This window comes from Veillonella sp. 27098_8_77 (assembly GCF_041431535.1).
Classification (GTDB): domain Bacteria; phylum Bacillota; class Negativicutes; order Veillonellales; family Veillonellaceae; genus Veillonella.
Map to the genome: position 1 here is coordinate 26,807 of NZ_JAPVXW010000014.1, position 15,354 is coordinate 42,160.

Genomic DNA, 15,354 nt, shown 5'->3' on the forward strand with positions numbered 1-15,354 from the left:
ATATACTAGTCAATTTCTAATATTCGAATTTTCACAATGTTATAAAATATACGCATTATATTTTAAAGCTCATTTCATAATTCTATCATATTCTACTGGCATCTAACAATAAAATAGTATCTACTTTCAGAATATTTAATTGCAAATTAACGATTTATTGATTCGGCAAAAGAATAGACATAATCTATATTTTTTATCTTATTCGATGTATATTATATACTTTTGAATAAATATTTATAAATATTTATTCATTTAAAATATATAGTATTATAGATGACAAAACATCATTTTAATTTTGATACGTGTATTTTTCATCTCATATTTATATGTATAGATGTATTTTTATATTTAAGAGTAATACACCTGTTTCACTTTATTTTTAAGATAATATTTTTATTAATTAGATAACTCTACATACAAAAAGACACTACTCAAATAGAGTAGTGTCTTTCATCATATACATATTCATTCATCGAAATATACAAATGTAGCAATAATATATACATACTAAGTGTAATATCATCAATTCATACTTAAGTAACAGATGTTTTTTTCACAGAGAATACAAATCTACTTTGTGCAGAAGCTAAGTTAATTTTGCTATGCAAATTTTGCATATATGCCCTATAAAGCTCTTGTGCCTCTTCTATAGATACAATATCAAAGGTAATTCCATCCCCAATAGGCAACTGGCTCAGTCTAGGTAAATCTGCCGTAATAACAGTGCCGATTTTAGTATAGCCACCCGTCGTTTGCCGGTCTGCCATGAGGATAATTGGATTACCATCGGATGGAACTTGAATAGATCCAAACACAGCGCCATCGGAGATGATATCAGCGCTATCGATGTGTTCAACAGGGGCTCCATCTAATCTAAATCCCATGCGGTCGCATTGGATGGTCAATGTATAGAGTTCACTACTAAAATTCCGAATACCTGTTTCTGTAAAATATTTGGCTTGTGAACCCAGTACAACGCGTAGCGGTTCGTGGCATTCACGGCCGCCCCGATTAAATAGGGCCGTATTAAACAGATGATTCGATTCGCTAGTATATTCACAGATGGTACTATCGCAAGTGCAGTCCTTTAAACGTACTTCGTCGCCCGCTGCCAGAGAACGGCCCTCAAATCCACCGATATTCGCCTTTGTGTGCGTCGCTACGCTGCCGTTAATTTCGGGCACATCGATGCCGCCGGCGAAGGAAATATACATGCGCACCCCACATTGGCTAAAGCTGCCAGAGATGACATCGCCGTCATGACAGACAAAGGGAATATATCGCGGCACCTCCACATTATTAATGGTAGGCTGCATATCGGCGCCGGTGAAAGCAACAATGCATGTGCCTTTCACCTTCAGCGTGGGACTGAGCACGGTACATTCCAAAGCCCCTACAGGCGTCGTATTCCCTACGAGGGCTTGACCGATAGAATAGCTTTCACCATCCATGGGACCTGCCACGGGCATACCATATTGTTGAAACCCCACGCGCCCTCCATCTTGGACGGTGGTCATCATACCAGGCGCAACCACCACAAAGGACGCATTCTTATATTCACTTACCGCCACGGAGGTCACCTGCCTTTACATGATGCACAACGGGCTTAAAAGAAGAGCCCAATTTCTTAATACAGTGAAACGCACTTTCATCAATGGGAACATAGCGCACATAGTCGCCCGGCTTGAGAAGGGCCGCCTGTTCACGAGACTCATCGTACATGGATACAGGTGTACGGCCTATAATTTGCCAGCCCCCAGGGGAATCCGACGGATAGGTGCCAGTCTGCTCACCCGCGATGCCTACGGAACCTGCCGGAATATGCGTACGCGGCGAAGACAAACGAGGTGTAGCAATGCGCGGATCCATGCCACCTAGATACGTAAAGCCTGGAATAAAGCCCATCATATACACGAGGTAATCCGTGCCGCTATGAATGCTCACCACATCGGCCTCTGTAAGGTGATTATGAGAGGCTACAAATCCAAGGTCTGGGCCAAATTCACCACCATAGACGGTCGGTATTTCTACGACCGTTAGAAGTTCACTTTCATCAGCACTCATAGGCTGCGTACAGATAGGTTCAAGAATGCGGCACAGTTCAGCATAGGTGTAGCGCAGCGCATCATACTGAATGAGAAGCGCACAATAAGTAGGCACCATCTCAACGATTCCCTCTAAATGGAGGCTTTCAATACTCGCCACAGTCTGACGGATACGCTGATTAATCTTAGGGTCAATAACTTGACCGAATTCGATGGAGATAGCACTATCCCCAACCGGAGAAATTGTGGGATTCATACGTGCCCCCTAACCTAATAATTTCGCAATACCTTGCAAGGATGTAACGCCGATATAGGCGGTCACAAGCACGACGATCCAGCCGGTGTAGAACAGAACCGGATTGTGCTTATAGTCCCCTACAATATCCGTCTTACACGTTGCCAATAGCATAACGGCTAAGGTAACAGGCAAAATCAAACCGTTCACAGAGCCCGCCACGATTAACAATGTAGCCGGTTTGCCAATAAAAATTAGAATGCATGTGGAAACGAAGATGAATGCCATGATGGTCAATTTTTCATACCGTTCTACCACCTTGAACAAGGTTTTAAGGAAGGATACCGATGTATAGGCAGCGCCCACAACGGAAGTCAACGCAGCGCAGAAGAATACGATACCGAATAGTTTATGACCGATTTCGCCAGCACCGAGTAAGAACGCAGAACCTGCAGGGTCCTTCGGATCTAAGGCAAAGCCCATGGATACGACGCCGAGTACGGCCAAGAATAGCAAGATACGAACGATGGCGTCTACGGACATGCCCATAAAGGCAGCGCGACGTACATCCTTTAAATGTTCACGACCTGTAATACCCGCATCAATCAAGCGATGGCCGCCGGAGAATGTAATGTACCCACCTACAGTACCGCCGATAAGGGTAATCGTAGCCAACCAAGGATAATTTGTTGGCACGATGGCATGAGTTGCGGCCTCTGCTACAGGAGGATTGGTAGAAAACGCTACATAGCCGATGAGGACGAGCATCACTGTGCCCAATACCTTCGCCGTATTATCGAGGACGCCGCCCATTTTAGGGGATGCAAATAATAAAATGCCTAAAATACCACTGATGGCCGCCGCTGTCGTCGTATCGATGCCAAATACAATATTGAGCCCCATGGACGCACCGCCAATATTGCCGATGTTAAACGCCAGGCCCCCAAGGGAGATCAAGAATGCCACTGCGTAGCCAAGCCCTGGCAATACCTTATTCGCAATGTCTTGGCCCCGCATCTGGGATACGCCGATAATGGTCCACACATTGAGCTGTGCAATGATGGAGAAAATAACGGACACCACGATGGCGAACGAAAAATCCGCCTGTAACTGGCCTGTGAACGCCGCCGTTTGTAACATAAATCCTGGCCCGATGGACGACGTGGCCATCAAAAACGCTGCCCCTAAGAGGACAGACAAACTCGCTTTACCTGTAATCGGTTTCATACTGACTCCTTTTATCTATTCTGATACTATCTATTCTTACGCAATCGAATGTAAACTATCGATGTTGGAAATTCGCAACAATGACGCCCGCCTTAGTAAGGCCTTCACGAATATACTTTGTGAAAGCTATCGCTTTCGGATTATCGCCATGAACGCATACGGAATCGGCCACAATATCGATTGTTTTACCCGTATTCGTTACGACCTTGCCTTCTTGGACCATCATGAGCACCCGTTCCAAGGCCTCTTGTGGGTCTTTGATGAAAGCCCCCTCTTCCGTACGGGGCACCAATGTGCCTTCCTCTGTATAACCGCGGTCCGCAAAGACCTCTTGGATGACAGGCATACCTCGTCGCTCTGCCTCTTTGGCGATATAACTACCGCTCAATACCATGGCACGCACATTGGAATTTACCGCTTGTAAGCCGTCCAACACCGCATCAGCAAGTTCCGGCGTTACACACGCCATATTGTAAAAAGCACCATGTAATTTCATATGCTGTAACTCAACACCATGTTGATGGCAAAAGGCTTGCAATGCACCGAATTGGTATACCATATAGGCCCGTGCCTCATCAGGACTCACCGCCATCTTGCGTCGACCAAATCCCATTAAATCAGGATATCCTGGATGAGCCCCTACGGCTACGCCCTTCTCTTTACACATCTTAACGGTGGCCTCCATAATGAGAGGATCGCCGGCATGCCAACCACAAGCCACATTGGCACTCGTGACGTGATTTAATACCTCACTATCCATGCCCAAAGTATAATTGCCAAAGCTTTCACCTAAATCGCTATTTAAGTCTATGTATTGTTTCATTATCTGTACCTCTCATATGTCTATATTCTTGCTGATTTATTTTGTATCCATAGTTCATTCAATGCGGATGTATATCTTATAGAACTCATATAAATACACATCTTTCTCTTAAATTCTATAGAATATAACTTGTAGTAAGATTATACAAATTATGAGGTCCATAATTCAAGTAATTTCCCTATGTATACAAAATTCTTAGCATGTATTCATGTATACATAATCCGACTTATATAAATATCTATACAAAATGTGATTTTTCTTACAATTATTGGTATATGATGTAAATATGAAAGACCCTATTAACGCAAAAAAGCACTCGACGTAATGTCGAGTGCTTTCATCATCAATAGAACTATTGGTATATGTGTGTATATGGAGAGAGTTATTTGTCATCATCGGATTTAGCATCGGATGTGTTAGCAGCATCCTTGTCGCTGATCACGATGTGACCATCTACAACATCAGCCAACAAGTGTTTCGCATCGATGTGATCCAAGTAGTAATCTGTTACATTATCACGAATTTCGGATTCGATAACACGACGTAATGGACGAGCGCCCATCGTTTTATCGTAACCTTGTTCCATCAACAAATCTTTAGCTGCGTCAGTTACATCTAAGGTAATTTGTTTTTTAGCCAAAGTTTTGTTAACTTGGTCGAGCATCAAATCAACGATTTTTTTCAAATCTTCTTTGCTCAATTGATTGAATTCGATAACAGCATTGAAACGATTCAAGAATTCTGGGCGGAAGAATGGAGCAATGCGGTCCATTACATCAACCTTGTTTTCATCGTCGTTGTCGCTACCATAACCAAAGCCTGCGTTGGATGTAGCAATGATAACAGTGTTTTTGAAGTTTACTGTGTTGCCTTGACCATCTGTTAAGCGACCATCATCCAATACTTGAAGAAGTAATGTAATAACTTGAGGGTCTGCTTTTTCGATTTCGTCGAACAATACGATGGAGTAAGGATTACGACGAACGCGTTCAGTCAATGTGTTGGAGTTATCTTCGTAACCAACGTAACCAGCTGTAGCACCAATCAATTTAGAAACCGCTGTACGGTCACTGTATTCGGACATATCCAAGCGAATGATAGCGTCCTTGTTACCAAACATATCTAGAGCTAATTGTTTAGCCAATTCTGTTTTACCAACACCAGTAGGACCTACGAATAAGAAGCTACCGATTGGACGGTTACCTTCGTCAAAGCCTGCACGGTTACGACGGATAGCTTTGGATACGGCTTCTACTGCTTTATCTTGGCCGATGACATGTGCTTCCAAACGAGATTTCATGTCTTTCAAGCGTTCGATATCGGATGCACCCATTTGAGAAACAGGGATACCAGTCATACGTTCTACTGCTTCGGCTACATCGTTAACTTGAGCCACAACCTTTTGGTTATCCGTGTGCTTGTCGATTTCTTCTTGTAATTTTTGAATACGCATTTTTTCGTTAATAGCGGATTCATAATCTTCTTTTTGAGCAAACTCTTCTTGTTTTGCTTTAGCTTCTGCAATATCTGCTTCCAATGTTTTGATATCAGTTACAGGATGTTGAGAAGCCAAATGAGCTGCTGTGACATCGATCAAGTCGATGGCTTTATCTGGCAAGCTACGTTGAGGAATGTATTGTACGGAATAATCTACAGCTGCTTTCAACACTGCATCTGGCAATTCGATGTTATGATGCGCTTCGTACAATGGACGAATGCCTTGTAGTATTTTGAAAGTATCTTCTGCAGATGGTGCGTTTACCTTTACTTCATTGAAACGACGAGCAAGTGCTGCGTTTTTCATGATTGTGTTACGGTATTCATCTTGTGTAGTAGCACCGATAACTGTTAATTCACCGCGGGACAAAGCAGGTTTCAAAATATCTGCCAAGCCTTTGGAGCCTTGACCATCACCGGTGGAACCAGCCCCCAAGATTTGGTGGATTTCGTCGAAGAACAAGATGATATTACCAGCAGCCTTAACTTCTTTGATAAGGTTTTGGATATTTTCTTCGAAGGAACCACGATATTGAGTACCAGCTTCCAAACCGGAAATATCGATAGAAATGATTTCTTTATTTTTAATCGCTGCTGGAACATCGCCGTTTACGATTGCTTGAGCCAAGCCTTCTACAACAGCTGTTTTACCAACACCAGCATCGCCGACTAGAACAGGATTGTTTTTTGTACGACGTGCTAAGATTTCAGCAGTTTCTTGAATTTCTTTGTTACGACCGATAACAGGATCAAGCTTACCGTTACGAGCTTCATCTGTTAAGTTCGTACCTAAACGAGCAAGGATACCATCCTTTTTCATTTGACCTTGTTGAGCTGCAGCTTGTGCTGCTTGGATTTCTTCGTTAGTAGGCAAATGACCTGTTTGACGATAATAAGCAAACTCTTCAGGAGTTACTTCACGACCATTAATTTTATAACGACGGTTTTCTGTGGAATAACCACCCATATTACCCATCAATTGATTGAACAAATCATTCATGCTACCAAAATCGCTGCCAAAGTTATTGAAGTTGTTGTTCATATAAATTACCTCACTTTATTACTACAAGTATATCTATTTGACCTTTTAAGTCTCTTTAATTTCTTGCTTTATTTCTAGGTTTCTTTAACCTTATGTCATTATAATAAACTTATTAAGTCAAAAAGTCAATAGGTCAAATTAAAATTTTTTGACTTTTTTTGACTTTTATTTTTACAAATATAATTTTATTGGTGAAAGTGCAGGTAAATACTGGGTTTATACGTGATTTCCTATTTTAGATTTTTGATTATTTTATTAGAAACTCTATTGTTTGTATTGATTTATTGCCTATATAATAGAAATAAAGGTCAAAATATATCAAAGGAGAACAAACTATGGCACAACAATCTTCACCACATACCGATTCAACCACACTCCATGACGCACCTATCATGACAAGTGCTAATAACAAAGAACTAGCAAAGCGCATTAAAGACATTTCTCAGCAAGTACTAAAACGAAATTATGAACTATACAAAGCATTGGAGAACAAATGAATACAACTAACATCCAATTCACCCAGCAAGATATCTACGAACTCCACGCCCAATTAGAAGATGCATTCGTCCTTTCACCGGGCGTACGCGATGAAAACTTGTTAGCATCAGCCGTCAATACACCCTTTCAAACCTTTATGGGGAATGATCTATACCCATCCATCTACGATAAAGCGGCACAATTATGTTATGGCATTGCCAATAACCATCCTTTTACAGATGGAAATAAACGAACGGCACTACACAGTATGTATGTGTATTTAATTATTAATGGATTTGATATTACGGCAACACAACAACACGTAGAAAACATGATTATCGATGTTGCCTCAGGTAATATGACAAATACAGAACTAGCACAATGGTTGCGGGAGAATACTGTAGAAATTGATGTGGACTAATAATTTGACAGGGGTACATAGAGTTCTATTTCCAACAAGGCACATATATAGAGGGTCCTAAAAATTAGTACACGCCTGTTCTATTTCTAACAAGGCACATATAGGGTTCCACAAATTAGTACAGGCCTGTTCTATTTCTAACAAGGCACATATATAGGGTCCCACAAATTAGTACAGGCCTGTTCTATTTCCATAACAGTATATATAGCTCTAACTCTTTTATATACCAAAGGGACTGTAACTAGAATGCGGTAAAACCGCATTCTGTTACAGCCCCTATATTAACAATATTACTTTGGTTTTTTATATTCTGCTCTAAATCCATCACGAAGTACAGCATAGCGTAACAAATTTCTTATGAAGGATTGTACATTAGAATCTTTCCATTCTAGCAAACGAGAGTTATTCAAACGACCAAGATATATTTCATCACCATAAACAAGTTCAGGTGCACGTTCCTTAATATATGTGATAACATCCCCTCTTTTAGCTGCTCCACCTTTACCGCTTGTTAAAGAACCGTTATGTGTAATGTCTACTATATTAGTAATTGGATTATATCTACAAGCCCGATCCAAGTTCAATTGTAAAGAATGATGTCTAGATTCTTTATTTGTTATAGATACATTTAATTGAGTAGTACCGGTACGGTTACCCCAATGTGGGTCATTCTCTGTATGTGCTGTAGCACATATACTAATGCCTAGAACCTGATCTCTATTTAGATAGTCTTTTGCAATAAACATATGAGACCAAACTTGATAATTACCACCTCCACTATTACCAAAATGTGGCATACTTACACGGCAATCTTCGGAAACACCTATTTTTTCCAATAAGTTACTATTTTTAATTTCTTTATAAATAATTAGATTGATCAAATTAAGAGCAAAGCCTTTTATATATTGAGGCGTATATTCGCTAATATCCCCATTCTCTGCAAATGCTTCTTGAAACTCATCTGACATAAGTTCTTCATATCTAAATTCTTCAAACTCTTCTGTCTCAACAATTGAAATTTTACTTTTCAAAAGCTCCTCAAAGGAAGGAATATCCTTAACTTCAAAATATCCCCCTTCATTATAAATATAGACAATAGCCTCTATACCATTAATAAGCATTATATAATCAGCATTTAGTATCTCTCTATATCCGCAAGCTTGCTTGAACACCTCATCACCAAGTACGTTAATATGAGGTGCCTTACACTCTATAATCATTAGTACATCTGTGCACTCATCATCACGATAGACAACAATATCCGCTCTTCCACGTGCGCCTTTTTTAGTATGCGCCATTGATTCTTCCACAAAAATCCTATTAATAGGTATCCCCAAGTCCCTTTGCAAGTATACAATTGTTTTTTGGCGAACGCACTCCTCTGGTGTAGCAGCCAATAAAAAGGAACGTATCGGATCATATATACTATCGCCATCCCGTCCAAATTTTTCAAGGTTTATATTATCAAAAATCTCTTCTATATACTTCATTAGTATTATCACTCCATATCCGTAACAATTTATCTCTATTTAATAATTTTAGCTTTGTAGATATTATTTCTTTTTATATTTTTTTCGCACTTCATCTCGTAGAACAGCATAAAGGAACAGGTTTCTTATAAAATTTTGCACATCTGGCTGATTCCATTCTAACAATCGAGAATTATCTATAGAACCAAAATAAACTTCTTCATCTCGAATTAAATCAGGCGCATTATTTTTTACATAATCAATAACGGTAAATTTACTGATAGAGCCACCTCTACCCGTTGATAAGGTTCCATTATGTGTAATAACAATTTTATTACTTTGATAGTCATACTTACAGTATTTATCCATATCTAATTGTAACGAATGATGTTTTCTTTCTCTATTCATTATAGATACGTTTAATTGTGTATTATATCTACCAAAAAGACTAAGCCCCAGAATTTGATCTTTATTTTTTCTATCCTTTGCAATAAACAAATGAGTCTTAATCTGATAATTATAACCAGCACTATTACCAAATCTAGTCCGCCCAGTGCCTCTATCTTCAAATACACCTAACAATTCTAGAATAGATTCGTCATCTATAGTTTTAAATAAAATTAGATTTAAAAAATTAAGTGCAAAAAATTTAACAGGTTTCGGGGTCTCACATCCAACATATATTTTGGTAAATTTCTTTTGTATTTTATAGGATATGATTTCCTCATAGGAATATGGTTCAAGTGGACTATTTTCAACAAAAGAGACCTTTGATTCTAAAAGCTCTTTATATGAAGAAATATCTACAAGCTCAAAGTTTTTCCCATCTTGGTATTTATACATGATAAGTTTATAACCATTAACCAACATAATATAATCTGCTTTAAGAATGTTGCGATATCTTTCGGCCTGTTCTCTCACATCATCACATGATATATCGACCTCAGGCGCTTTACATTCTATTACCATTAAGGGTTTGTTTTTTTCATCGTCACGATAAACAACAATATCTGCTCTTCCTCTTGCCCCTCTTTTTACATGTGACATAGCCTCTTCTACACGTAGTCTATCAAGAGGTACTCCCAATTGTGTCTTCAAGAATTCAATTGTTTTTTGTCGCACCTCTTCTTCAGGTGTTTTAGGTACAAAATATTTACGCACTGGATCAAAATAAGATGTTGAACTTGGTTTATATTTATTTAACTTTATAGCTTTAAATATTTTCTTTATATCATTCATGATATATTCCTTATACAATAGCAAGATTATATTTCATATATTTTTCATTTTTAATATTATATCATATATAAAATTTACCGCCTTTTGTGCGGTATTAAATACAAAAAAGCGGATAGCTCATTACGAGCTATCCGCTTATTTCTTTGGTGATCCAGGAGGGATTCGAACCCCCGACCCACGGCTTAGAAGGCCGTTGCTCTATCCAACTGAGCTACTGAACCATGTGGATTACCTTTATATGTAATTATCTATTATAGTATAAATTATGTGGCATGTATCGTCAACTAATGACGTCATTTTTCGTTCACCCTAAAAAAGGCAAAAAAAAATGGAGCGGGTGAAGGGAATCGAACCCTCGCGACCAGCTTGGAAGGCTGGGGCTCTACCATTGAGCTACACCCGCAAAATAAAAAATGGTCGGAGCAGCAGGATTCGAACCTGCGACCCCCTGGTCCCAAGCCAGGTGCGCTACCAAACTGCGCTATGCCCCGTCATTAATTACTTGCTAATTATAGCAAACCCGGTAGTTGATGTCAACCACTACTTTTGCTGAGTTTTACTCAGTTGTGAGTACCTCTCTGCAACGAAAATTATTATATCATCGGAGCACTATTCTGACAAGTATTTTTTTATAACTTCATTAAAATTTTATGTAAAAAAACATGCACCCCGTAGGATGCATGTTCAAAGCATATTTTATTTAGTTAAAATTAGCCTTCGTAGTGACCGTCTTCAACGATTTGAGGTTTTTTAGCAATACCTTGTTTAACAGCAATTTCAGCAACTGCTTTGGCAACTACAGGAGCTACGCGAGGATCGAATACGGATGGCATGATGTTTTCATCATTCAATTCGCTGTCTGGAATCAAGTGTGCCAATGCATCAGCAGCAGCCAATTTCATTTCGTCAGTGATTTTGGATGCGCGAACGTCAATAGCACCGCGGAAGATGCCAGGGAATACAGCTACGTTATTGATTTGGTTAGGAGCGTCAGAACGGCCTGTACCTGCGATGCGAACGCCAGCAGCTTTCATATCAGCATATGTTGCTTCTGGATTAGGGTTCGCCATAGCGAATACGATAGCGTCGTCAGCCAAGTTTTCCAAGATTTCTTTTGTAAAAGCACCAGCTGCAGATACGCCAAGAAGGATGTCAGCGCCTTTAGCGTTTTCAGCCAAGTTGCCATGTTTTTCTTCAAGGCCGAGCATGTCGATTAATTCAGTTTGCAAGGAATCGAGGCGTTTGTAGTCTTTGTGCAATACACCAGAGGATACCAATACAGTAATATCACGAGCGCCCGCAAGGTATAACAAACGAGCGATATTTGCACCAGCGGCACCAGCACCGTTTACAACGATTTTAGCTGTAGCTAAATCTTTTTTAACGAGGCGAAGAGCGCCTTTTACGCCAGCCAAACATGCGATTGCTGTACCGTGTTGGTCATCATGGAATACAGGAATTTCCAATTCTTCTTTCAAACGATTTTCGATTTCGTAGCATTTAGGAGAAGAAATGTCTTCTAAGTTGATGCCAGCAAAGTTCTTTTGTAACAATTTTACAGTGTTGATCAATGTATCAGCATCTTTAGTATCTACAACCAATGGAATGCAGTCTACATCGCCGAATTTTTTGAACAATAAGGATTTACCTTCCATTACAGGCAATGCTGCTGCAGCGCCGATATCGCCAAGACCAAGTACACGAGTACCATCGGATACAACGGCAACCATGTTGGAACGGCAAGTTAATTCGAAAGATTCTGCTTCATTGTCTTTAATACGCAAGCATGGTTCTGCTACACCTGGTGTGTAAGCAACGGATAAATCATGAGCGTCTTTTAATTCATATTTAGTTCCTACTGTAAGGAAACCTTTTAATTCACGTTTTTTTAATACTGCTTCTTCACGTACGTCCATAGTAATTCTCCTTTGTGGATGACAACGCACACATTATTTATATGGGATTAAGTATCAATCCCTTTTACAATTTTATTATACAGAATCGGAACCAATAATACAAGATTTTTCGATATAGTTTTTCGAAAATTTTAGAATTAGCAATAATATTGCCCCTATCAGTTGATTTAATATTAGCTATACACTAAGAAAATCAGCCATGTAAACGATTTTTACCTTACATATTGAAAGCAACTACGCTTTCACAGACGGCAAGTTACGGCCGTAGAAGATTTCTGTCATTTCTTGTCGCAATTGGTGTTTAATTTGCTTGATTTCCCGTTCACTTAACTCAGCTTCGGTAATACCGAATAAGTAGTTATCCAAATCAAAGTCCTTGAGCATCATCTTAGTGTGGAAGATATTTTCTTGGTACACGTTCACATCGATCATGTTATACAAATTGCGAGTTTTCGCATTAATGTAGTTTTGAATGGAGTTGATACGATGGTCAATGTAGATTTTCTTGCCCGACACGTCGCGCGTAAAGCCACGCACGTGATAGTCCAAGGTCAAAATATCTGAATCAAAGCTATTGATCAAGTAATTGAGTGCCTTAAGTGGAGAGATTTGACCACATGTGGATACCTCGATATCGGCACGGAATGTGCTAATTCCCTTATGCGGATGGCTTTCAGGGTACGTATGAACCGTAAGATGGGATTTATCCAAATGCATAACCACATCTTCTTTTTCAATTTCTTCTTCGGAAATCAAAATCGTAACCGATGCCCCTTGTGGATCGTAATCTTGTTTCGCAATGTTCAAAATATTGGCACCGATAATATGACTCACTTCGGTCAAAATATTCGTCAAACGTTCCGCGTTGTATACTTCATCAATATATTGAATATATTGCTTCTTTTCTTCCTCTGTACGAGTATAACAAATATCATAAATATTAAAACTCAACGTCTTCGTGAGATTATTAAACCCATATAACTTCATTTTAGGCTTTGCCTTAACTGGTGTATCCATGATATACCATAACCCTTTCTATGCATAGACTTACTATTTTTTGTGAAAGTCATACAAAATCCAACTTTCACACATATTCTATATAATATCTCGTTTATACTTAAATTTTACATCAAAGACACCGTCTTCGTAGGTTACAATAGCAAAGGTACCACCCGTTCCATCCCGAGGTAATGCAATACTACCTGGATTGACAAATAATGTGTCACCTAAAAGTTTCTCTTTACGAATATGACTGTGCCCGCATACGATGAGACGTGCCCCCATGGCGTTGCCAACGTGTACCAATTCTTGTATTCGTTTATCATATGATACCTCATGACCATGGGTCATGTAAATATAGGTATCCTCTAAGGGAATCAACTGTTCCTTAGGTTCTAAAGGATGCACTCGGTCATTATTGCCGCGCACGGCATAGACCGGCACATTGGTGCGCGTTTGCATATACCGCGCATCGTCGCCGTAATCGCCAGCATGTAGCCACATGTCGATATCTTGATTCACCGTCGCATTTAACACGAGATCAATGGTGTCGAGATAACCATGTGTATCACTAATAATACCTATTCGTTTCATTTGTTCACCTTCGCAACCAATTGTTGCAACGCCTTGCCACGATGACTGATGGATTCCTTCGTATCGATATCGAGTTCCGCCATGGTTTTACCAAATTGAGGAACAAAGAAGTATGGATCATAGCCAAATCCATTAGTACCAACCGGCGTATCTTGAATTTCGCCATCACAGGAGGCTTCGGCCGTCACGCTAGCACCATCTGGATGCACCAATGCTAAAGCGCATACATAGTGCGCAGTTCTATCCGATTTACCTTGTAATTCGCGAATTAATTTTTCATTATTTGCCCCGTCATCGCCGTGAACACCTGCATAGCGTGCAGAGTATACACCAGGTGCCCCATCGAGGGCATCGACAGCAAGTCCCGAATCGTCGGCCAAACAAGGTAGTCCCGTTTTTTCACTATAGTATTTCGCTTTGAGGATGGCATTTTCCATAAAGGTCGTGCCCGTTTCCTCTGGTTCCGGAACGTCTACTATGTCTTTCACAGGCACACAGGTAATATTCATATGAGAAAAAGCTCGTTCAAATTCGCGTATTTTTCCCTTATTGCCCGTTGCTAATACAATGCGTTCCATATTACTGTTCTCCTTCAGCAGCTTGAACAGGTACATCAGGATACACCTTGCCAATTTTGTCCGCTACAGAACCGAGTACATTGCGTTGTACCGCCATCAACTCATCGGTAGCAGATTCGGCAAGGTCTAATAATTGGTTAAGCTCATCGCGGCTAAAGGTACCATGTTCGCCTGTACCTTGTACTTCGATAAGATTACCGGTACCAGTGCGCACCACGTTCATGTCCACTACGGCAGCGCTATCTTCTTCATAGCAAAGGTCTGCAATAGGGCCGTCTGGACCAATGCCAACGGAAATAGCGGCACAGAAATCGGTAATAGGGAATTTGCCAAAGCCACCGAATGTAAAATCGATGGCATCCACAAGGGCTACGAAGGCACCTGTAATGGATGCGGTACGAGTACCGCCATCGGCTTGGATAACATCGCAGTCTACGGTGATGGAACGTTCCCCTAGGGCTTTTAAATCTACAACGGCGCGCAATGCACGACCGATTAAGCGCTGAATTTCAACGGTACGACCCGTTTGTTTCCCACGAGCGGCCTCACGGCTTACCCGTGTTTTTGTAGAACGTGGCAACAATGAATACTCTGCTGTCACCCAACCTTGACCAGAACCTTTAAGCCAGCGCGGTACATTTTCCTCGATAGTAGCTGTACAAATGACCTTTGTCTTGCCACATTCGATGAGGACAGAGCCTTCTGCATATTCTGTAAAATGTCTTGTTATTTTAATGGGTCTTAATTGACCTGCTGTTCTATTATCACTGCGCATAACAATGCCCCCTTTAT

14 protein-coding genes and 3 tRNA genes are annotated in these 15,354 nt (G+C 40.2%); 2 read left to right on the plus strand and 15 right to left on the minus strand.

Translation table 11 applies throughout. From position 1 onward, the window contains the following. Positions 1 to 533: 533 nt before the first annotated feature. From O3617_RS07935 to O3617_RS07955, 5 genes are all read right to left on the minus strand, one after another. The gene (locus O3617_RS07935) at positions 534 to 1,571 is read right to left on the minus strand and encodes a biotin-dependent carboxyltransferase family protein (RefSeq protein WP_371449472.1); all 1,038 of its coding nucleotides are present in this window, start codon (positions 1,569 to 1,571) and stop codon (positions 534 to 536) included. Then, entirely contained in the window at positions 1,558 to 2,301 is a 744-nt protein-coding gene (pxpB, locus tag O3617_RS07940; RefSeq protein ID WP_371449473.1) for a 5-oxoprolinase subunit PxpB, read from the minus strand. The genes O3617_RS07935 and pxpB overlap by 14 nt, the downstream gene beginning before the upstream one ends. A 9-nt stretch (positions 2,302 to 2,310) precedes the next feature. After that, positions 2,311 to 3,507, minus strand: a complete 1,197-nt coding sequence (locus tag O3617_RS07945; protein WP_371449474.1) for an NRAMP family divalent metal transporter — start codon at positions 3,505 to 3,507, stop codon at positions 2,311 to 2,313. Positions 3,508 to 3,562: 55 nt separating this feature from the next. Then, the gene (locus O3617_RS07950; protein ID WP_371449475.1) at positions 3,563 to 4,330 is read right to left on the minus strand and encodes a LamB/YcsF family protein; all 768 of its coding nucleotides are present in this window, start codon (positions 4,328 to 4,330) and stop codon (positions 3,563 to 3,565) included. A 382-nt stretch (positions 4,331 to 4,712) separates the two neighbouring features. Further along, the gene (locus O3617_RS07955) at positions 4,713 to 6,869 is read right to left on the minus strand and encodes an ATP-dependent Clp protease ATP-binding subunit (RefSeq protein ID WP_371449476.1); all 2,157 of its coding nucleotides are present in this window, start codon (positions 6,867 to 6,869) and stop codon (positions 4,713 to 4,715) included. A gap of 335 nt (positions 6,870 to 7,204) precedes the next feature. On the opposite strand from O3617_RS07955, the gene O3617_RS07960 reads away from it, so the two are divergent. Both O3617_RS07960 and O3617_RS07965 read left to right on the plus strand, forming a co-directional pair. Continuing rightward, positions 7,205 to 7,366, plus strand: coding sequence for a hypothetical protein (locus O3617_RS07960; RefSeq protein WP_371449477.1), 162 nt, complete (start codon positions 7,205 to 7,207; stop codon positions 7,364 to 7,366). Beyond that, entirely contained in the window at positions 7,363 to 7,767 is a 405-nt protein-coding gene (locus tag O3617_RS07965) for a type II toxin-antitoxin system death-on-curing family toxin (protein ID WP_371449478.1), read from the plus strand. Before O3617_RS07960 ends, O3617_RS07965 begins: the two co-directional genes overlap by 4 nt. Positions 7,768 to 8,057: 290 nt before the next feature. On the opposite strand, the gene O3617_RS07970 is transcribed toward O3617_RS07965, so the two are convergent. From O3617_RS07970 to rph, 10 genes are all read right to left on the minus strand, one after another. Then, positions 8,058 to 9,257 carry a type I restriction enzyme HsdR N-terminal domain-containing protein gene (locus tag O3617_RS07970; RefSeq protein ID WP_371449479.1) on the minus strand — a complete coding sequence of 400 codons (1,200 nt, stop codon included), beginning with the start codon at positions 9,255 to 9,257 and terminating at the stop codon, positions 8,058 to 8,060. 63 nt (positions 9,258 to 9,320) lie between these two features. Continuing rightward, positions 9,321 to 10,475: a type I restriction enzyme HsdR N-terminal domain-containing protein gene (locus O3617_RS07975; protein WP_371449480.1), complete on the minus strand. Its 1,155-nt coding sequence runs from the start codon at positions 10,473 to 10,475 to the stop codon at positions 9,321 to 9,323. A gap of 144 nt (positions 10,476 to 10,619) precedes the next feature. Beyond that, positions 10,620 to 10,696: transfer RNA gene (locus O3617_RS07980), tRNA-Arg, on the minus strand. Between the two features lie 108 nt (positions 10,697 to 10,804). Beyond that, positions 10,805 to 10,878 (minus strand) — tRNA-Gly (locus tag O3617_RS07985). Positions 10,879 to 10,889: 11 nt separating this feature from the next. Further along, a tRNA-Pro gene (locus O3617_RS07990) sits at positions 10,890 to 10,966 on the minus strand. 219 nt (positions 10,967 to 11,185) lie between these two features. After that, positions 11,186 to 12,391 carry an NADP-dependent malic enzyme gene (locus tag O3617_RS07995; RefSeq protein WP_371449481.1) on the minus strand — a complete coding sequence of 402 codons (1,206 nt, stop codon included), beginning with the start codon at positions 12,389 to 12,391 and terminating at the stop codon, positions 11,186 to 11,188. A 234-nt stretch (positions 12,392 to 12,625) separates the two neighbouring features. After that, entirely contained in the window at positions 12,626 to 13,408 is a 783-nt protein-coding gene (speD, locus tag O3617_RS08000; RefSeq protein ID WP_005377253.1) for an adenosylmethionine decarboxylase, read from the minus strand. A 78-nt stretch (positions 13,409 to 13,486) separates the two neighbouring features. Further along, positions 13,487 to 13,984, minus strand: coding sequence for a metallophosphoesterase (locus O3617_RS08005; protein ID WP_371449482.1), 498 nt, complete (start codon positions 13,982 to 13,984; stop codon positions 13,487 to 13,489). Next, positions 13,981 to 14,562 (minus strand): XTP/dITP diphosphatase, encoded by a 582-nt coding sequence (locus O3617_RS08010; protein ID WP_371449483.1) that lies wholly within the window; start codon positions 14,560 to 14,562, stop codon positions 13,981 to 13,983. The genes O3617_RS08005 and O3617_RS08010 overlap by 4 nt, the downstream gene beginning before the upstream one ends. Position 14,563: 1 nt before the next feature. Further along, positions 14,564 to 15,337, minus strand: coding sequence for a ribonuclease PH (gene rph, locus O3617_RS08015; RefSeq protein WP_371449484.1), 774 nt, complete (start codon positions 15,335 to 15,337; stop codon positions 14,564 to 14,566). Between the last annotated feature and the right edge of the window lie 17 nt (positions 15,338 to 15,354).